The sequence below is a fragment of the Anaerosalibacter sp. Marseille-P3206 genome (genome assembly GCF_900155565.1).
Lineage (GTDB): Bacteria > Bacillota > Clostridia > Tissierellales > Sporanaerobacteraceae > FUHM01.
The window spans coordinates 1715976-1734817 of sequence record NZ_FUHM01000002.1 but is presented as its reverse complement, the minus strand read 5'-3'; the positions used below and the strand labels follow the sequence as shown (position 1 = coordinate 1734817).

General features: G+C 27.9%; 21 protein-coding genes. 1 reads left to right on the top strand and 20 read right to left on the bottom strand.

Going from position 1 to position 18842, the window contains the following annotated elements:
• Positions 1–190 precede the first annotated feature (190 nt).
• The 20 genes from BQ9840_RS09635 to BQ9840_RS09545 all read right to left on the bottom strand — a co-directional run bounded on the left by BQ9840_RS09635 (position 191) and on the right by BQ9840_RS09545 (position 18459).
• The gene (locus BQ9840_RS09635) at positions 191–1468 is read right to left on the bottom strand and encodes a type II restriction enzyme (protein ID WP_077369585.1); all 1278 of its coding nucleotides are present in this window, start codon (positions 1466–1468) and stop codon (positions 191–193) included.
• Positions 1461–2297, bottom strand: a complete 837-nt coding sequence (locus BQ9840_RS09630) for a DNA adenine methylase (protein ID WP_077369584.1) — start codon at positions 2295–2297, stop codon at positions 1461–1463. The genes BQ9840_RS09635 and BQ9840_RS09630 overlap by 8 nt, the downstream gene beginning before the upstream one ends.
• 30 nt (positions 2298–2327) lie before the next feature.
• Positions 2328–3065: a TRM11 family SAM-dependent methyltransferase gene (locus BQ9840_RS09625; RefSeq protein WP_077369583.1), complete on the bottom strand. Its 738-nt coding sequence runs from the start codon at positions 3063–3065 to the stop codon at positions 2328–2330.
• Positions 3066–3227: 162 nt separating this feature from the next.
• Positions 3228–3359, bottom strand: coding sequence for a nucleotidyltransferase domain-containing protein (locus BQ9840_RS12885; protein WP_143254330.1), 132 nt, complete (start codon positions 3357–3359; stop codon positions 3228–3230).
• Positions 3356–3784 carry a nucleotidyltransferase substrate binding protein gene (locus tag BQ9840_RS09620; protein ID WP_077369582.1) on the bottom strand — a complete coding sequence of 143 codons (429 nt, stop codon included), beginning with the start codon at positions 3782–3784 and terminating at the stop codon, positions 3356–3358. Before BQ9840_RS09620 ends, BQ9840_RS12885 begins: the two co-directional genes overlap by 4 nt.
• Before the next feature lie 251 nt (positions 3785–4035).
• Complete coding sequence (locus BQ9840_RS09615) at positions 4036–4890, bottom strand: RloB family protein (RefSeq protein WP_077369581.1); 855 nt, start codon at positions 4888–4890, stop codon at positions 4036–4038.
• A complete protein-coding gene (locus tag BQ9840_RS09610; RefSeq protein WP_077369580.1) occupies positions 4856–6226 on the bottom strand; it encodes an AAA family ATPase in 1371 nt (456 codons plus the stop codon). The genes BQ9840_RS09615 and BQ9840_RS09610 overlap by 35 nt, the downstream gene beginning before the upstream one ends.
• Before the next feature lie 114 nt (positions 6227–6340).
• Positions 6341–6577 carry a hypothetical protein gene (locus tag BQ9840_RS09605; protein WP_077369579.1) on the bottom strand — a complete coding sequence of 79 codons (237 nt, stop codon included), beginning with the start codon at positions 6575–6577 and terminating at the stop codon, positions 6341–6343.
• On the bottom strand, positions 6535–6756 hold the full coding sequence (locus BQ9840_RS09600; protein ID WP_077369578.1) for a hypothetical protein: 222 nt from the start codon (positions 6754–6756) through the stop codon (positions 6535–6537). Before BQ9840_RS09600 ends, BQ9840_RS09605 begins: the two co-directional genes overlap by 43 nt.
• 316 nt (positions 6757–7072) lie before the next feature.
• Entirely contained in the window at positions 7073–7537 is a 465-nt protein-coding gene (locus BQ9840_RS09595) for a DnaA N-terminal domain-containing protein (RefSeq protein WP_159436138.1), read from the bottom strand.
• A 188-nt stretch (positions 7538–7725) separates the two neighbouring features.
• A complete protein-coding gene (locus tag BQ9840_RS09590) occupies positions 7726–8244 on the bottom strand; it encodes a hypothetical protein (protein WP_077369576.1) in 519 nt (172 codons plus the stop codon).
• A gap of 6 nt (positions 8245–8250) precedes the next feature.
• Positions 8251–8793 (bottom strand): GNAT family N-acetyltransferase, encoded by a 543-nt coding sequence (locus BQ9840_RS09585; protein WP_200804916.1) that lies wholly within the window; start codon positions 8791–8793, stop codon positions 8251–8253.
• A gap of 5 nt (positions 8794–8798) precedes the next feature.
• Positions 8799–9875: an N-acetylneuraminate synthase family protein gene (locus tag BQ9840_RS09580; protein WP_077369574.1), complete on the bottom strand. Its 1077-nt coding sequence runs from the start codon at positions 9873–9875 to the stop codon at positions 8799–8801.
• A 2-nt stretch (positions 9876–9877) separates the two neighbouring features.
• Positions 9878–10783, bottom strand: a complete 906-nt coding sequence (locus tag BQ9840_RS09575) for a dTDP-4-dehydrorhamnose reductase family protein (RefSeq protein ID WP_077369573.1) — start codon at positions 10781–10783, stop codon at positions 9878–9880.
• 14 nt (positions 10784–10797) lie between these two features.
• Entirely contained in the window at positions 10798–11535 is a 738-nt protein-coding gene (locus BQ9840_RS09570; RefSeq protein WP_077369572.1) for a cytidylyltransferase domain-containing protein, read from the bottom strand.
• Positions 11536–11583: 48 nt separating this feature from the next.
• On the bottom strand, positions 11584–12687 hold the full coding sequence (locus BQ9840_RS09565) for a class I SAM-dependent methyltransferase (protein WP_159436137.1): 1104 nt from the start codon (positions 12685–12687) through the stop codon (positions 11584–11586).
• Between the two features lie 324 nt (positions 12688–13011).
• Positions 13012–14052: a UDP-N-acetylglucosamine 4,6-dehydratase (inverting) gene (pseB, locus tag BQ9840_RS09560; RefSeq protein ID WP_077369570.1), complete on the bottom strand. Its 1041-nt coding sequence runs from the start codon at positions 14050–14052 to the stop codon at positions 13012–13014.
• 12 nt (positions 14053–14064) lie between these two features.
• Positions 14065–15921 carry a motility associated factor glycosyltransferase family protein gene (locus tag BQ9840_RS09555; protein WP_077369569.1) on the bottom strand — a complete coding sequence of 619 codons (1857 nt, stop codon included), beginning with the start codon at positions 15919–15921 and terminating at the stop codon, positions 14065–14067.
• Entirely contained in the window at positions 15908–16534 is a 627-nt protein-coding gene (locus tag BQ9840_RS09550) for a hypothetical protein (RefSeq protein WP_077369568.1), read from the bottom strand. Before BQ9840_RS09550 ends, BQ9840_RS09555 begins: the two co-directional genes overlap by 14 nt.
• 71 nt (positions 16535–16605) lie before the next feature.
• Complete coding sequence (locus BQ9840_RS09545; protein ID WP_077369567.1) at positions 16606–18459, bottom strand: motility associated factor glycosyltransferase family protein; 1854 nt, start codon at positions 18457–18459, stop codon at positions 16606–16608.
• 134 nt (positions 18460–18593) lie between these two features.
• On the opposite strand from BQ9840_RS09545, the gene BQ9840_RS09540 reads away from it, so the two are divergent.
• The gene (locus tag BQ9840_RS09540) at positions 18594–18800 is read left to right on the top strand and encodes a hypothetical protein (protein ID WP_077369566.1); all 207 of its coding nucleotides are present in this window, start codon (positions 18594–18596) and stop codon (positions 18798–18800) included.
• Positions 18801–18842: the final 42 nt, after the last annotated feature.

The window sequence follows — 18842 nt, the reverse complement described above, 5'->3', positions numbered from 1 at the left end:
CTGTTTTAAAACCCCCAGCACTAACTTACTAACTTTTGCAATCAAATCCTCATCTTCTGCACATTCACTACCAAGCTCCACAATATTTAATAGTTATACTTGCATTTTTTAATTAATTTATCTGTCTACTTGACAAAGGTCAGTTCAAAACCATGGCTAGGTTTTGATTTTATTAGTGCTGAGAGAATGTTTAGGTTAGTTGTAAAATCCAGTTTATCCAACTTGAAACAGTCTGTGCTCGCCTCTCAAATGTACTATCAGATCCTATTCTATATAAATTTGATACCTTCATTATTTTAACTATCTTTTCCTTATTTGGCATTTCACCTGTTTTAAAATATTCTTTTAATGTGCCGTTAAAAACATTGTATTTAAGTATTGTTTCAACAAATTTAAGTTGCCTTTCCTTTAAGTTCATTTTAAAAAGTTTCTCACCTTCATCAGTTAAATAGTAAATTGTTTCTCTATCTTCTTTCCTTTTACCTATTATTCCCAAGTACCTGCCAGCATCCGCATAGTAGTTGGTTTGTCTTGGATCAAAATCATAGGTAGTCGTTATTTCTTCTCTTGTCATTTCATTGTTATATAATAGTTCAATTAAATTTATTAATCTTTTCATATTGTCTGCTTGTGGAAATTGAATTCTTGGTTCCTCAATTACTTTTACACTTTTTAATATACATTTTATATCATCTAAGCTAATAGTATCTTGTTCTAGAGTATAATTTTTTTGCTTTAATAAAACTAATGAATTATAATTATTGGGTACTTTAAAATCGTACTCATATAATGTAAATATACCATTAGAATATACCATGAAAATTGGTCTAATCGTCTTTGTTATCTTATTGTCCCATAATCTAAAAGGATAATACAATTGCCTTACCAAAAAATCATCTGAAATTGAGTTTTTAGCCTCTATTAAAGCAAGACTATCTAAACCCTCATATCCACCATCGATTTCTATTTGAGAATTTGAAACCATGACCTCTACATTTCTCTTGATATTAGAATTATTAATATAAAATGAAAACTCTTCTGAACTCATTCTACCACTAACTGTAGGTAATAGGCTCTTTTCTTGAAGAAAATCAGATAATATCCCTGACACATAGGCACAATTAATTGCCATAGCTTCAGATGTTATATTTTCATAGTCAATACTTTCTATATTTCCCGGAAAAGTAAATTTTGTTATTTCTGCATTTATTTCATCAAACTCTTTGTAAGCTTCGAAAGAAGATATTATATAACTCCCCCTAGTTATTGGTAATATTGATAAATGGTTATCCTTAAATAGCTTTGGCAAATTGATCTTGTGATCAAACTTAGTCGCTAATCTAGCCTCTCTATACTCATTAATTTGAGCTGATGAAATCTCAAAAAAACCTTTTCTATCTATTTCAGTTAATATATTATATTTATCAAATAACTTGTCCCAAGCTAGATCATTCTTTGTTTTACTCATAATTCATCACCAACACCTCATTCACTTCTCCCCTCTTATTTCCTTTTGAATTAATGGTTCTCTTGGCTTGAACAATTTCTATCTTATAATCTCTATATAAATCTAATATAAAGTCCGTTTCAGAATTTGAAAGTAAAAACTTAATACCTCTATCATTCAATTTGTCACATAGCTTTTTTAGCCTTATTTGTTCTTCCCTACTAAAGCCACCTTTATCATAACCTGTAAAACTACTAGTATCACTAACTGGATCATAAGGTGGATCAAAATATATAAAACTACCTTTCCTAGCTCCTTTAACCGCCTCTTCAAAATCACAACATTTAAATATTATATTAGAACTATTAAAATAATTACTAACCGCTCTCAAAGTTGTCTCATTTACAATATTAGGGTTTTTATATCTTCCAAAAGGTACATTAAACTGTCCTTGAGAATTTACTCTAAATAATCCATTATAACAAGTTTTGTTTAAATAATGTATTCTAGAAGCCCTTTCAACAAGATTTAATTTCTTATACACCTCTATATCCCTATCTAACTCCCTTATGCTATAAAAATAATCAGGTTCATTTTTATGTTTTTTTAAATCCACTATTAATTCTTCAACATTATCCTTTATAACTTTATATAAATTAATTAGTTCTTCATTTATATCATTTACTATTGCTTTTTGGGGTTGTAAATAAAAAAACACAGCTCCTCCACCTAAAAATGGCTCATAATAAGTAGAAAAATGAGAAGGTATATATTTATCAATCTCAGTAAGTAACTGTCTTTTTCCTCCTACCCATTTAACAACTGGCATCACTAATTCATCATTTTTCACGAAAATCCTCTCCTAACAAAATGCTGATTACTAAAAATTAGGTTTCCTAAATACAAACAAATACTCATGAGCAATTAGCAAAAAATTATGTTTTACACTCTTTTCATACCAATAATCTGTTGTTTTGCAATTATGCTGTTCTTTAATAATTATCTCTTTTAACACAAAACCTGCTTCCAAATACTTTTCCATCACCTTAAATCCAAGTGGTACTATGTGTTTAGACTTTCTCGTATCTCCTATCAATATTGCACAATACTTATTTTCCTTTAATACTCTAAACGATTCTTTAGCAACAATACTCATTTCATCTACAAACTTATCAATGTCACAATTAGATAAATCTCCTTTTATTCCTTGACTATATCTAATTATATTTGAATATGGTGGATGAGTGCAAATCAAATCAATTTTATTATCAGGTATAAAGTATAAATTCCTTGCATCTCCATTGAAAATTCTAGGTTCATACTCTCTATTTTTATCAAAACTCAAATTCCTTTTTGCTATTTTTATAGCTATAGGATTAATGTCAACTCCAATCCCTTTTCTTTCCAACAATTTCGTCTCTATCAAAGTAGTACCACTTCCCATAAACTGATCTAGTACAATATCATCTTTACAAGAATACCTTTCGATAATATTTCTAGGTATATATGGTGACCAATTTCCTCTATATTCTCCATTATGAGTAGCCCATTTTCCTCTTTCTGGAAAACTCCATAATGTAGTAGTTTCCATTTTATAATCCCTAGGTTCCCAATCCATATTATCTCTCCCTTAACCCTTTAATAATATAATTATACACTAGCCAAACATATGTTTCAATAGGAGAATATTTTAAAAAAGCCCTATTTTATGTAGAGCTTTTAGCTAAATAGAACTTATTAACTTCTTTGGTATATCATAATCCCTATTCTATTGATATGATTAATCAAATCCTAATTTTCTATAATTTCCTTTTGCCCTGGAACCATAAAGCAATACTTTTTCTATTTTTGAATGATTAGCAAAAATACTAATTATACTTTCTAATGTATTCTCATTTAACCCATATTTCATATCTTTTTACTCTCTTCCTTTTCCAATCGTTCCATTTTGATTCTTAAATTTTCAAATTGTTCAAAATATAAATCTTTTACAAGGGTAATAATATCATCAGCTGTACTTTCGTCATATGTGTGACTAGTTAAGTTACGGCTTTTTATCATTTGCATCCATATGTCTCCATCTTCTATCAAGTCTAGTAAAAAAGCTTTTTTGGTAGCATCCCTTGAGCCATATATGTCTGTATTTCCTTTACTTTCGAGAAAATCCTTTAAAGTCTTCCATGCTAATTCATGAGTATATTCAAAAGCCTGTATAACTCCTTGTTTCTCAAGTATTGAAAGTTCTCTTTTTTTCATTAATTCTACTGCCCCTTGAAGTTGCTTCAGTGCCTTTTTATAGTTATTGAATCTTTGAATCCAACGGACATCTTGATCCACATAATTACCTCCCTTAATTTAAACTAAGATAATACCATTGTCCATAACTTATACTCCCCTTTTCTTCTCTAGTAGCTATATATTATGTTTTTATCTTAATTATATTCGAATGGAGAAATATAAGCAATTCTTAATATTCGACCCCGGCACTAACTTACTAACTTATTCAATCAAATTTTAAATCTAAAAAAATAAGCCCTACTTTTGTAGAGCCTATAGCAACACTTTGTCCCTTCATACTATTCACAAAATCATCTCTTCCTTATATCCTCAATAAAACTCCCAACATTGCTACCAACATTATTAATAATATCTTTCCAATAAGTTGCATATTCTTTTTCTCTTTTTATAGCAATATCAATTTTATTCATAAATATTTCTTCAAATTTTATATTAGACTTATTGTATCCACCTAAAATCTCAGATAGTTTACTATCAACAAAATTTTTATCCCTACTAACTGACCTATTTTGTATTATTTCATCTAAGGAATATTCCTTTTGTACATCACATACATGCAATAAAAGCCAAAACTCAAAACAAGGATTAGTAATAACTACTCTATAGCCCTTTTCTATAGAATCTTTAACTACTTGAGAAAAATCCCAAGGTTTTGTACTCTGTTTATCTCTATCAAAGACAACACAAAATTCTTTTTTATCTATATTCCAAGTTTCTAAATACTGATAATATATTCTATCTCGATCAGCCTCATATATAAGCCTCTCCATCTCTTTTCTTGTTTCCGAAGATATTTTATCCTCAAAATATTTTCTAATAAGGTTTTCAGCAGTATCCCCTAGCCCTGCATTTTCAATAGTATCTTTAAATTTGTCAATAAAAGTAGTAGTATATCCTTCTCTTATGTATTCTTCTAATAACTCTACCACATACTTAGGTGCACTTTTGGTATCATATCTATCCAGAACTTCAATTCTCACCGTACTAGGTATTCCCAAATACTTACTATTGTTCTCAAGGCCACAAAAATACTGTGCTTCAGTTTCATTACCTTCAACAGCTATAATAAAAACTTTATTTGGATCTTTAGATTCACTTTCATAGCTCCTCTTATTGTATCTTGTCCGTGTTCTCAGCCTTCCCATTTTTATTTCCCCCACAATCAATAGAATTTAAATGTTCAAAAATTGGTATAGCTCCATATCTACCAATCAAATAATCTTTTTCTATTTTTTTATCATATCTATCTTTAAAAATATCAAGAGAATATATTTCTGAACTACCTTCTTTATTCCTCTCTACAAACCAAATCTCATCTCTTCTAAATAAATTAAGATCTAACAAATGAGATTCATGTGTAGTCACTATCAATTGAGCTTTAGTTCTTAAAGAAAGTTTGTAAAACAATTTTATAAACTCTACTGTTAATTTAGGATGAAAACTTCTATCTATTTCATCAATAAATACTACCTTATCCTTCGGTATTAATGCCAAAAGAGGAATTAAGTCAAAAAGTCTTACAGTACCATCTGATTCATCTTCAAGATCGAATAAATCTTTAGAATAATTATGTTCAATCCCTATTCTGCTAATAATAATTTGACCTTTATTGTCTTTTTCAATAGAAAAAATTTTATTTTCAATAATTAATACAGTACTTTTATTACGTTCCATATTATTAAATTCTAACTTTAAATCATCAGGTAATTGTTTTAAAAATCTATTCGAATCTATCTCCTTTATCTCCACATTAGTAATTCCTGTATCAAAATACTCTAAATACTCACTAAATTGTTCTTTTATTCTTGAATCAGTTGGTATTCTGTTAACTCCCAAAAACTTTGATGTAGGAAATATAACCACAAGCTTATTCTTAAACCAATCATAAACTTGTTTAAAAATATCAAGTTCTTTACTTTTAATATTTTTATTTGCTATTTCAGTTAAAAATAATGTTTTTGGCATACGTTCAATGTCTTTCATATAAACTCCAAATCTAGTTTTAGATTCTTTATCTTTAAATTTAATATCTGTTTCAATTTTTGTTTCACCATGTAAACATTCCCTATCAAAAATACATTCTTCTCCATTACTCTTCTTTAAATATAACCATTCTTCAATAATTTCTTTATTGGATAACGTAGTCGCATAACCATATGAATAAATTTTATTTTCTATAGATATCTCATATTCAAAAATACTTGGTTTATTTGCAGATAAATCATCAAGTCTAAAATGTTTATTGGTAGCATCAACATTTTCAATACCTTTAACTATTATATCAGATGAAAATTTTATAGCTTTAACTAAATTAGACTTTCCAGATGCATTAGCTCCATAAACTGTCCCACATCTAAGCACGTTAATGTCACCTGAATCAATCAAATGATCCTTCATTCTTCTAACATTACCTGGAATCATAGCAAATTCTGTTCTTTCCTTGTATGACAAAAAATTCTCTAATATAAACCTAACAAGCATATCTATCCCTCCTCTGTATATATTATATGTGATTTTTTCACAAATGACAATAAATATTATTTACTTATAGGATATAAAATATACAAACATAAAATATTCGCCCCCGGCACTAACTTATTCAATCAAATCCTCATATCTAAGTTTTGAATCCATATCTATATCTATTTCATTTATAGAATTGTATATAAGCACCTTTTTGGCTATTTGAACAGGTATATAATTATCCCCTACCTTAATATTATTACTTTTCTCAATATCAAGTAACAATAGTTTTATAGCATGAGCCACTGCTTCTCTATATTTTTCATCTATAGCATAAAGCTCACAATTACTGATAATCTTTTCATACATATCTTGAAAATTCTCATAAGATATGTTTTCTCTATCAATCTATCATCTTTTATACTTTCAACTCTCCTATTTCCTGATTGACTGATAGATTGATTAGAAATATCTGTAGTAGTCTTTAAAGTAATCTCTGGTAATGGTGAGTTCATATTGGTTCTTTCCATTGGTTCATTTTCATCCAATCTATCATTATTATCCTCATTGGCCCCTTTGCTTTTTCGGTAGTCACATATTCTATTTTCATCTTAATTATATTCGAATGGAGAAATATAAGTAATTCTAACTACCATATTTTGTTATAGAAAAAGACCCTTCTCATGATCTTTGAAATTAAATAAGACACTAACCATCAAATTAAACCCTATATGTGAATTTCAATTCATTACAATTTTTAGATACATACATTTCATCAACTACTTGAACAAAAAAACTATCAATCAATGTCATAATCTTATTGATATATTTTACTACACAATTCTAAAGTGATTCTTTTCAACTTCATTTTATAAGATTATCAAAATTATATTTATTATCGGTTTTCTCTATCCTTTCAATTGCTCCCCATTTTTCACTACAATCTTCATAGGTTTCTTCTACTAAAACTTTTGCCGTATAATTTTTATTAGTTACAAACATAAGAGCATTTTCAATTATTTTAAGATATCTTCCCTCGATTATATTTTGATGAAAAGCATTTGGCACGGAAATATAGAAATAATTATTATCCTTAGATACTAATTTTATATCTCTTATCCAAGTGTTGAAACTAACTTCTGTTAATTCATTTTTAATAACTTTGATAACCTGACTCCAAATATCTGATGTTTCTTCATCTACTTTTCCCATGTTTGTTTTTGTTTCTTGTCTTAGATTTTGCATCTGTATAAGTTCTTCCTCTATTATTGATAAACTTTTTTTGATATTTCCTATTTCTTTTAATAATAAATCAATCTTTGAAGGCATACATTTCACTCCTTTCATATAATGATTCTTATTAAGAAAATCATAATTCATGAATCCTCTGAGTATTTTATATATGTTATAATATAATTGTATCTAGTTCCCTATAAAAAGCAACAAAAAAAACTGGAAAAATCTCCAGTCTGTATAATTTAGATTTACTAATTGTATAATGTCAAGGTTTAAATTTGTTAATTAATACAATTTACATTATCATGTATAAACGACAGTTCATAAAAATCCTCATCACTATCAATTTTATTTTTAACTTCTATTTCAATAAATACACCGTGTTTATACCCTAATTGACTTTTGTATTTTTTTATTTTGTTAATATCAATATTTCTATCCGTATTATTTGTAGATTTTTTAATCTCAATTATAAGTAAATTTTCTTCCGTAGTTCTTTTATGAACTACTATATCTGGGTATACAGTCCTTGCAACTGTATCATCAGCTGCTGAATTATCAAGTTTTGCATCTTTGAAATCTTTTTTCAAATCTTTAAATATTAGCTTTTTTGGATCATTTGAACCAATTCTATTATATTCACAATCTACATCATACCCTGCAAAAATTTGTTCTAAATAAATTGCTAATCTATGGCATAATGTCCTTTCATTTATATCTATTTCAAGCAATATTTTATCCCGTTTTCTTAACATTTCAAAAGCTTTCTTAAGTTTAGATTCAATATCTTCTTCTAGCATTATACACTAATCTCCCTCATTAAATTCATATATTTCATCCTTCAATAAAGACAAAATATATGAATTCCACCACTTTCCGTCATAAAAATAATTCTGTCTTAATATTCCATCTACCTTAAACCCCATTGATTCATATAATTTTTTCTTTTTATTGTCAAACTCGTATATCTCAGTCCAAATTTTATTTAGATTCAATTCATTAAAGGCATAATTAAAAAGAAGTTCACATGCTTCTAATGCATATCCCTTATTGTCTATATATTCATTATTCCACCCTATATATAAAGATAAATCTGCATACCTATGTATCCAATTTATATAACATAACCCACAACATCCTAGTAATTGATTATTTTCTATATCTTTAATAGAAAACATTATTGTAGAATTATCATTAATCACTTTATTTTCATACCATTTTTCTTGCATATCTGAATTAATTTCTCTATATTCTCTAAAATATTTTCTAAAATCAGGTCTATTTCTCCAATTCATAAGATAGGGTAAATCTTCTCTCTCAATCGCTTTCAAATAAACCTTTTTCCCCATAACCATTACTCAAAATCACTCCATTTTACATAATCATCACTTTTTACGTCTATTGAAATCTTTTTGCCTACAATTCTATCTATTTCATATGGTGGTATGCCATCTTGTTTTATAGGTCTTACTGGAAATAAATCTTTTTTGTCAATTACATGCCCAGCTTTTAAATCTTTTCTATAATATAAAGATCTTCTTTGAACTATAGCTGTTTGTTGCTCGTTTTCTTCTATTCTTTTTACTCCATCTCCTAAAGATAAATATAATTCATTAGCTGCCTCCACCATTTTTCTCCATGTGGTTGGATTCATAGAAAACTTATGATCTGGACCAATTCTATCATTATCATCAGTAAAATGTTTTTCTATTATAGTAGCTCCAAAAGCTATAGCACCTAATACTGTAGAATACCCTAAAGTATGGTCTGACAAACCTAATATTATATTAGGATACATTTTCCTATATGTATTTAATACATTTAAGTTTATATATTTAAAGTTTTCTTTACTAGCTGTATAATTTGTGTTACATTGCATTAAAACAATATCTTTATTAATACATTTTATTTCATCCACAGCCCTTTTTACATCATCCAAATCAGAAGCTCCTGTAGCTAATAATACAGGTTTACCTTTTTTTGCTATATGTTTTAATATCTCGCTCCAAGTTATATCTCCTGAACCTATCTTATAAGCATTTACATAAGGCTCAACTAAATCAACAGAATCAAAATCATATGGACTAGTCATATATTCTATTCCTACTTCATCACATTTTTCTTTTAAACGTCTTGTCCATTCTTCAGGGATACTTGCATCTTCATAAACATCATAAACTGATTTTTCCCAATTTGCCTGATGCGACAATTGACCCCCTAATGAATCAAATCCATTTCTACTTACAATTTTATTCGCACTAAAATTTTGAAATTTAGCTACATCTGCTCCAGCTTCTTTTGCTAATTCTATTAATTTAAAAGCCCTATCAATTGAACCATCATGATTAGCAGCAATGTCTGCAATAAAATAAGGTTTCCCACCTTTTTCTATTGTTCTGTCACCTATCCTAATTTTAGAATTAAAACTCATAGTTAAAATACCTCCTTATTGCTAAAAAAATTATCATAATCATTTCTTAATTCCATTATTCCTTCATCTATACTAGGAATTTCTTTAAATACATATTCAAATTTGTCTAGATTTAAAGTTGTGTTTCTAGGTCTTATAGCATCAAATTTAATATCATCTATAGATTTAGGTATTATTAAACTTTTAGATATACTAAATACTTCTGCCAACTTTATAAGGAACTTGTATTTACTTATATATTCCTTGCTACCAACATTTAAAATCCCCGAAATATCTTTTATAATAACAATCTTTTTTATTATTCTTGCTAATTGATTCACATATACAGGATTAAAATATACATCATTGAACCCATTAATTTTTTTATTTAATAATAAATTATCTAAAGCCCATTCCACCAGTGAATTTTTTTTCTCTAAATGAAAACCATATATATTTGTCCTTAAAATTAATGCTTTAGAATTACTATTTAAACTTACCTTTTCACCTTTTAATTTTGTAACTGCATAATAATTCAATGGATTTGTCTCATCCTCTTCATAATAGTCACCCTTCTGACCATCAAAAACAGAATCTGTAGATATATATATATATCTAGAATCAAATTTTGCTAAAGTATGAGTAGCCTCTACATGTAATTTATATGCATATTCTTTATTGTGGTTACAACTGTCTACATTAGTATTAGCAGCACAGTGTATTATTACATCTGGTTTAATATCATTTAAAATTATCAATAATTCATTATTATCTGTAATATCTGCAATAACCCTATTATAATCATTTACTTTTTCATTAACTCTTCTGCTAATACCATATACTTCAAACCTATTGTCATCTTTAAACGCATTAATAATACTTATTCCTAACATACCGGTAGCACCAGTAATAAGTATCCTTTGTTTCAATTATTCTCCCTCCACTATTCTCCTAACTTTTTTTGTTGAACATGTTCATTTATTTTAATTAAATAAGGATTTTCATCTATAAATTTTAATATATTATCGAAAGAGAATAATTTATCTTTCTTGTACAAATTATTATAAATTATACTTATTAATTTATAATCTTCTTCAGTATCTAACGTCCATCTATAATTAGAATAATCATCTTCATTTTTATATTGAGCTACTCTAAACATATCTGTGTTTTGATAAATATATGGAGTTACATGTTCTCTTTCATATTTCTTTTTAGCTTCCATATGACTTTTTTCTAAAGCTTGAAAACTAAACACTTCTGTATCTAATCCTCTAGGATATGTTCTTTCAATAGTATTGCTTACATAGTCATATTTATCTAAATTATCTAAGTAATATTTAATAATTTTATCACTTGTATCATAATCAATTAATGGACAATCACTAGTAACTCTTACTATAACATCTGCTTTGTATTTTTTAGCAGCAAAGTAATACCTAGATAAGACATCTTCAGAGGATCCTCTAAAACAATCAACCCCTAGCTTTGTCACTAATTTTTCAATTTTATTATCGTCCTCTAATGTTGTAGTTGCTATTACTAGATTATTTAAGTTTTTAACTTGTTTTAATCTATCAATATCATGCTCTAAAACAGTTTTACCACAAATTTTTTTTAAAACCTTTTCAGGTAATCTAGTAGAACCTACTCTTGCTTGTACAATGCAAACTACATTCACTTTTTTCACATCCCTTTAAACTTATATCAATTCTATACTCAACATTTTTTAATTCATTCCTATCAATACCATTTCATCAGATAATCTAGATAAATCACATTGTTCTTGCAATTTTGGTACAAATTTTTGAAACTGTGAAATAAGTTGATTATCTTCCATGTAATAGTTTAATTGATTTACTAATTCAAAAGCATCCATACCAAAATACCATGCCCCAATTATATCTAATCCACTTTTAACAAAAGATGTTGCAATAGACATATCTGAAAAACAATTTATATGTCCTAATGGATCTAAATGTCTTATTATTGTATTAGGTGTTTGGCTCTGAATGCACGTGCTTATTGACTCCCAACGTGGCACTTCTGCAACTATAAGCCCTTTATTATTCCCTAAAGTTTTCCTTGCAGCTACTAACATTTCTAACGGATTAGTAACATGTTCTATTACTCCCCAAAAAGTAATTATATCATAACCCTCTAATCGATTATAATCTTTAACAAAATCACCGTCTAGCAAATTCACATTAAAATTTTGTTTAGCAAATTTTCTACCATAAGTACTTATTTCAATGCCATCGGCTTCAAATCCCAATTTTCTACAAGCATATACAAAATGGCCGCTTCCTGCACCTATGTCCAATATTTTTGGGCATCTTTCCCCAAATCTTTCTTTATAAAGTTTTGTTATAAATTCTACTTTTGGAATAGCAACTTCTTTAACCCTATTCATAATTGTATCTACATCAGCATATGTTGATTGATATATAGAATCATTTTTATAAAACTCTTGGATTTTTTCTTTAGAAGGCCTTCTCTTTATAAATACATGATTGCAATTCGTACACTTAACATAATCAGCATTATATATCTTTAGTTGGAATTCACAATTCTCAACCGCATTATTACATATTGGACATTTGTCTAATGATTCAAGTTCCTTAAAATACAACTCCTCCCTAGAACTTTTTATTTTTTTAATACTCTCTTTGAAAAAATTAGCACTTGATCCTTTTAGAGAAAATACATCCATTGGCTTACTAAAAAAAACTTGAACATCAAATTCTTTTATAAAATCATCATCTTTAAACATCCATTTTTCATTTTTATTATTGTCATAACTAAAACTTGTAGTTCTTTCCCATATCATCATATAATTAACTTCCCTTCTACACAGTAATAAATGCTTAAAAATCCATCTTAACTTCTCCAACATTATATAATATAAATTTATATATTTCTTATTTGCCTTATTAATTCTATAATTATGTTTAAACCCTTACCCTATTACTTATTAAACTGATGTAAAATAACTTTGCAAACTCTTTATTTACTTCTTTTAATACCTTAAATACTAATTCTATCCAGTGCCTATAACATATTAAATTTAAGAATAGTCACTTAAAAAGCCTTAATTAACTTAGGTTCATCAAAACCTAGTTCACCATCTAAAAATATATTATGTTATTATAAAATATTATTCTCTAGTCACTGCTACTTCTTCAAAATAATCTTGTACATAAGGCATCATATCTAATTGTTTCAAAGCTTTTCTCAATTCTTCAATACTTAACCATTCACTATTTGTTCCAGAATTATATTCAAATCCTTCTTCAATAGGTTGTCCACCTGGTGTAAAATACCTTTCTGAACTCCACCAATCAAAATGTGGATATATTATATAATGTTTTTCATATTCATAAGTAGTTCTTGAGTCATCTTTAGTAACCATTACTTCATGTAATTTTTCTCCTTCTCTAATACCTACTTCTTTAAGTTTTACACTTGGAGACATTGCTTTTGCTAAATCTGTTATTTTAAATGATGGTATTTTGGATATATAAGTTTCTCCACCTTTTGCTTCTTCTAACGCCTTAAATACTAATTCTACACCTTGCTCTAATGTTATCCAAAACCTTGTCATACGAAAATCTGTTATAGGAAGTTCTTTTTCTCCATCTTCTATAAGTTGTTTGAAAAATGGTATTACAGATCCTCTACTACCAGCAACATTTCCATATCTAACTACTGCAAATCTTGTCCCTTTTCCACCAGAATATGCATTTGCAGATATAAATAATTTATCTGAAACTAACTTTGTACCACCATATAAATTTATAGGATTTACAGCTTTATCTGTAGATAATGCAATAACCTTCTTAACACCTCTATCTAAAGCAGCATCTATTACATTTTGTGCTCCATGAATGTTAGTTTTTATAGCTTCAAATGGGTTGTATTCACAAGCAGGTACTTGCTTCATAGCTGCAGCATGTATAACATAATCAACACCATCAAAAGCTCTATATAATCTCTCTTTATCTCTAACATCACCTATAAAAAATCTTAAATCCTTTTGGTGTTCTTTAAGTTTTTTCTTCATAACATCTTGTTTATATTCATCTCTTGAATATATAATGACCTTTTTAGGTTTATATTTCTTAAAAACCATTTCTACAAATTTATTTCCAAAAGAACCTGTACCACCTGTTATTAGTATTGTTTTGTCATCCAGCATTTTCATCCCTCGCTATACTATAAAACTTTTTATTTCATCCTTCATTTCCTCATATATTGGCTCAATCATATTTATATCTCTATTACACAGTTCTATAAATCCTCTAAAGCTATCAACAATCCTTCTCCCCTTCACAGTAGAATTCTTTTCTGCGTTTAGATTGTCTATACTATTTGCTAATATTTTGTACTGTACCCTATTCATAGGTAGTATGAAAGTAATGAAGAACTTGTTTCTTTCTAATTTACCAAATACTTTGTCTAATTCTGTATATTTCTTTTCTACTTCATTGAAATTTCTATTGTTTATTAGTCTTTCAATCTTGTCCAATATATCATGATACTCACCTATTAACTTTTTGGCTCTTTTTAAAGCTCGATCCATGTTTTCTGTTTGAGATTTTACATAATCCCTATCATAATTAGTTTTATTTCCTTCAAGCCAATTGTCTTCAACCACTTTTTCTTTCAAATAACTATTCATTACCTCTTCAAATTCCATGAAGCTAGTTCCTTCAATATGAGCTCCACCTTTAGTGGTATTTATTACATTAATATTAGGAAATCCCTTTATATATAATTCCATTTGACTTCTCATATTATTGAAACCTTCATTTGTAAGAACTTCATTTCCATATACATCTTTGACCCATATACCATTCTCCATCTCTTGTTCTGAAACTTCACTACTGTAATATACTCCTTCAGAATGTCTTTCTTTTCCTCTATATGCTAGGTTTTGGCCTACAAGAATTATTGGACCAAATCCTAAGGTATATAACAACTGCAATGTAACAACAGCTATTGAGGGAGCATCTAAAACTATTGCTATGTTGTCACTTTCTTCTATTTTTAAAAAATAGTTTGCAACTGTATCTTGACTTGTAATCATATGATACTTCTCTCCAGGATAATCTATAAGAGTTTCATATCCAACACTAGAACCAAATATCATAGGAATATCCTTAATTTCTTTTTCCTTCACCTTTGCAAATACCTTTTGATTATTAACTGTAGGATCATATGTAGTTGCAGCATCTGGATAAATCTCATGATGTATAAGGCTGTTGATAGCTGAACCTACACTGAATATATACGCAAGTCCATTTTCTTTTATATATTTTAAGTTCTCTATTTCTTCATTTAATGATGGACCAGCTGCTACAAGTATTGCGGGCTTACCTTTAAATTGGTCTTTCTTTTCCATTATAATATTTGGAGTAGATATAACATCTCCAAAGTTTCTCATGCTGTTTATTATCCATCTTTTTTGAAAGGCATAATCAGTGTGAATCCCACTTCTTTTATCATTTATCATATCTTTAAATAATTTTAGGAACTTTTCATATTCATCAGGAAATATTTGTTTGTGTATAGGTAGTTCTACTATCTGCACGTCACTTCTATTTTTATCTATAAACCTACTTAAAAAAGTAGCTATTTCTTGTTCATCTAAACCTACCATTATATCCATTAAATTTTTTGAAGGTAGATCTTTTAGTGATTTATTAGATAAATATGCATGTAAAATTTCAGGTATTGGTTCATATATATAGTAGTTAACATTTGGATATTTTTCTAAAAATGAATCAATATGATATCCCAATCCGATACCATAGAAAATCACATTTGCACCATCTTCTACACCATCATATTCATCTACTATGGTCTCTGCTTCTCTTATGGGATTGTATTTACTATGCATATATATGATTTTGCCATCTTTGTCTACTGATAATGTTTTAAAACCTTTTTTGGTTTCTTCTACTTTTATATAGTTTTCATCCAACTTATCTTCATAGTTTTTAATCCTGTCCCAAGTTTTTGTATATCTAGTTTTTAATATATTTATATTATCAACTAAGAGCACTTGTGCCTACCTTTCTATCCACTAGAATATTTAACTTATTAAGCATTTCATTAAATAATGGTGCTATTTCATAGGAAAGTATATCAGCTGTGGAAACTAAATCTTCATTTTCAAGAATCTCTTCGAATTCTTCTAAAAGTTCTCTTAAGGAATAGATATCCTTTGCATAGAGATTCCAAGTTTCATAGCTTTTAACTATATCTTTGATTTCATCACTTTGATCTATTATTACAAAACTATCCATAATCCACTTAACACCTTGAATTAAATCTGATAACTTGTTCCAAGATTCTCCCGTTGGAGTCTTGTAAAATTCATCTGAAAGTATTTCTATCTCAGGTATTGCATTTTCAAAATACTCAGCAGTGGTGTTTAGTATTTCAATTACAAATTCCTTGAAAGTCTTTGCAATTACCTTTACTTCTTCTATGTTTCTTATATTGTCTAAAAAATAGTTTTGAAAATCTTCATATACTTCATAACCATCTACTTCTAAATGACTAAAAGCATATTTAGATTTTGAAATGATTTCGTCTATTTCATTAAATATATTCTTAATTTCGTCTTCGCTATTTGGATATTCTAATACTTTGTCAAGTACATATATTTTCATTTTAATACCTCCAAGTTTATGATCTATAAGTATTATCGACAAGAATAGAGGTTTTTTTAATATGATTATTACTACTGATTTGTTTTCATATTGTTCTTTATTTCAATTAGAGATTTTTGTACCGCATAGCAGCCACCAATAATAGACGCAACCATTCTTTTCTGTATTTTTACATTTGCTTTTAAGGTTTCTACAGATAATTGATTGCCCAACATTCTTACTTCACTAGCTGCCATCATTAATGGAGCTTGAAAAAACGTTCTAGTTATATCATTGCCTAATATAAAATTTTCTAATTTAGAAGCTTTATTTAACACATCCATTATCTTCTCAGTATCATTGTCATTTAATTTCTTCTTTTCTTTTATTGTTTTCTTTTGTAATTTATCTAGTCTAAGAATTTGAAGTCCTGCTTCTTTTCTAATCTCATCAAATGCTTTAAATAATTTTTCTATTTCTTCAATAGCTCTATCATATTTCTGCTTATTAAATTTCTCTTCAGGCAATATATCATTTAGTCTAGGACTTGTTTCAATACAATATTCATCAATAACTTTGCTAAGGGGCATTAACTTAGTTCCATTAATCATTGCCCCACCTTCAGTTGCATCTATATATTCTCGGCTGCTACTATCTTTTGCAATCTGAAGTTCATACCATGTTAAAAAGTTCTTAAATGCCTCACTTGTAGGCAAGTCTTCGCCATTTATTCCTTTTACATAACAAATTCCTGGTTTTTCTTTAGCATTAATTTCAGCTCTAACTTCAACATCCTTAGAATGGGTAATCCCATCAGGTGTATAAGCTAAATCTTGTCCTATAAATACAATAGGATTTGCACCAACATATTGTGAAAATGAAAATGCTATATGGGCACAAGAAGTTCCCATTGGTAATAATCTATTTTCATTTAATATATCATTATTTATCCATTCATTTATTTTTTCACCTTGCTTTAAAAATATCAACTTTTTATTATCTTTCATTTTATCAAATATTTCTTTTCTAACTACTGGAGGCCCCAAAAATACTATATTGCTATCTATATCTTTATCTTTATAAAACTTCTCATACGTCAATAATATTCTCTCAATACTAACAACTGCATCTGGAACAATGCCATTATTTTTTAATGTAGTTAGCACTGCATCTGTAGCAATAATAAGAGCTTTTCCCTCTGCACTTTTTAACTCAGAAATATTTTTATCTAATGAAGGTCCTGCAGATACTATAATAGCAGGGATATCTCTATATTTATCCTTTACACATTCTATACTTGGACTTTCTATAAGTTCTTTCATATTTGCAAAATTATTTTCTATTCCAATAATAGTATCATCCATATCATTTCCTAACATAAAAAATGCATGCTCAATAGTAGCTCTAAACTTTTCATTCATATTATGAATCCATTTTCCATAAATCTTATCATAGGAAGGTAAAATAACATAAGTTAAATTTCCTAAAAGGGGCATAGTATTAAAAGCAAATATACTATTATTAAAACGTGTTAATATTTCATCTTCATCTCCAAAAAAGAAAAATATATTCCCACTAGCTATTTCTGAAAAATCTTCATTATTTAAATATGTTGAGATAATATCCCAATTCTTTTCTATTACAAAAATAAAACTCCTACTGCTAATTTTCTTTTTTAGTTCCTTTATGTGATAGCCTAACCCTAATCCATAAACCAAATAGATTGCATCCTTATTAAAATCAATCTCTTCTAAAGTAATATCCACTTCTCTTTGTATATTATATTTGCTATGAATATATATCTTTTTGTTATCCTCTACAAAATATCTATAAGTATGTAAACCATCCTTTGTGTCTTCTATTTCTAAAGGTTTTACTATATATGAATCATCATAACCTAATACTTTTAAAATCTCCAAGTTGTTTTTTAATATCAATTCATTCATTTTATCAACCTTTCATAATATGATTTCACATATATATTATCGGATGTTTAGCAAAAAAGTTTAAAAACCGAGGAAAGTTTTATTGTCATGTGGTATAATATAATATGAACATATGTTTTGCGAGGTGAAATAATATGCCAACCTATTATACAGATAAAATGATTCAAATTATAAAAAGTGAATATCCACATTCAGATAATAGTAAATTAGCTACAAAACTTGGCATTTCTGAATCAGCTTTAAGAACAAAAGCCGCTAGACTTAGATTGAAGAAAAATCAAAATTACATGAATAAAGTATATAATAATATACATAAATATAGAAATGAAGGTAAAATTTAAGCCGAGGAAAATTCCTCGGCTTGTACAATTTTTGTATTTAAT

Coding starts and splice junctions, on each gene's coding strand:
- BQ9840_RS09635 (WP_077369585.1), bottom strand. CDS start 1,468: ATGAGTAAAACAAAGAATGATCTAGCTTGGGACAAGTTATTTGATAAA.
- BQ9840_RS09625 (WP_077369583.1), bottom strand. CDS start 3,065: ATGGATTGGGAACCTAGGGATTATAAAATGGAAACTACTACATTATGG.
- BQ9840_RS12885 (WP_143254330.1), bottom strand. CDS start 3,359: ATGAAATATGGGTTAAATGAGAATACATTAGAAAGTATAATTAGTATT.
- BQ9840_RS09615 (WP_077369581.1), bottom strand. CDS start 4,890: ATGGGAAGGCTGAGAACACGGACAAGATACAATAAGAGGAGCTATGAA.
- BQ9840_RS09610 (WP_077369580.1), bottom strand. CDS start 6,226: ATGCTTGTTAGGTTTATATTAGAGAATTTTTTGTCATACAAGGAAAGA.
- BQ9840_RS09605 (WP_077369579.1), bottom strand. CDS start 6,577: ATGTATGAAAAGATTATCAGTAATTGTGAGCTTTATGCTATAGATGAA.
- BQ9840_RS09595 (WP_159436138.1), bottom strand. CDS start 7,537: ATGCCTTCAAAGATTGATTTATTATTAAAAGAAATAGGAAATATCAAA.
- BQ9840_RS09590 (WP_077369576.1), bottom strand. CDS start 8,244: ATGCTAGAAGAAGATATTGAATCTAAACTTAAGAAAGCTTTTGAAATG.
- BQ9840_RS09585 (WP_200804916.1), bottom strand. CDS start 8,793: ATGGGGAAAAAGGTTTATTTGAAAGCGATTGAGAGAGAAGATTTACCC.
- BQ9840_RS09580 (WP_077369574.1), bottom strand. CDS start 9,875: ATGAGTTTTAATTCTAAAATTAGGATAGGTGACAGAACAATAGAAAAA.
- BQ9840_RS09565 (WP_159436137.1), bottom strand. CDS start 12,687: ATGATGATATGGGAAAGAACTACAAGTTTTAGTTATGACAATAATAAA.
- pseB (WP_077369570.1), bottom strand. CDS start 14,052: ATGCTGGATGACAAAACAATACTAATAACAGGTGGTACAGGTTCTTTT.
- BQ9840_RS09550 (WP_077369568.1), bottom strand. CDS start 16,534: ATGAAAATATATGTACTTGACAAAGTATTAGAATATCCAAATAGCGAA.
- BQ9840_RS09545 (WP_077369567.1), bottom strand. CDS start 18,459: ATGAATGAATTGATATTAAAAAACAACTTGGAGATTTTAAAAGTATTA.
- BQ9840_RS09540 (WP_077369566.1), top strand. CDS start 18,594: ATGCCAACCTATTATACAGATAAAATGATTCAAATTATAAAAAGTGAA.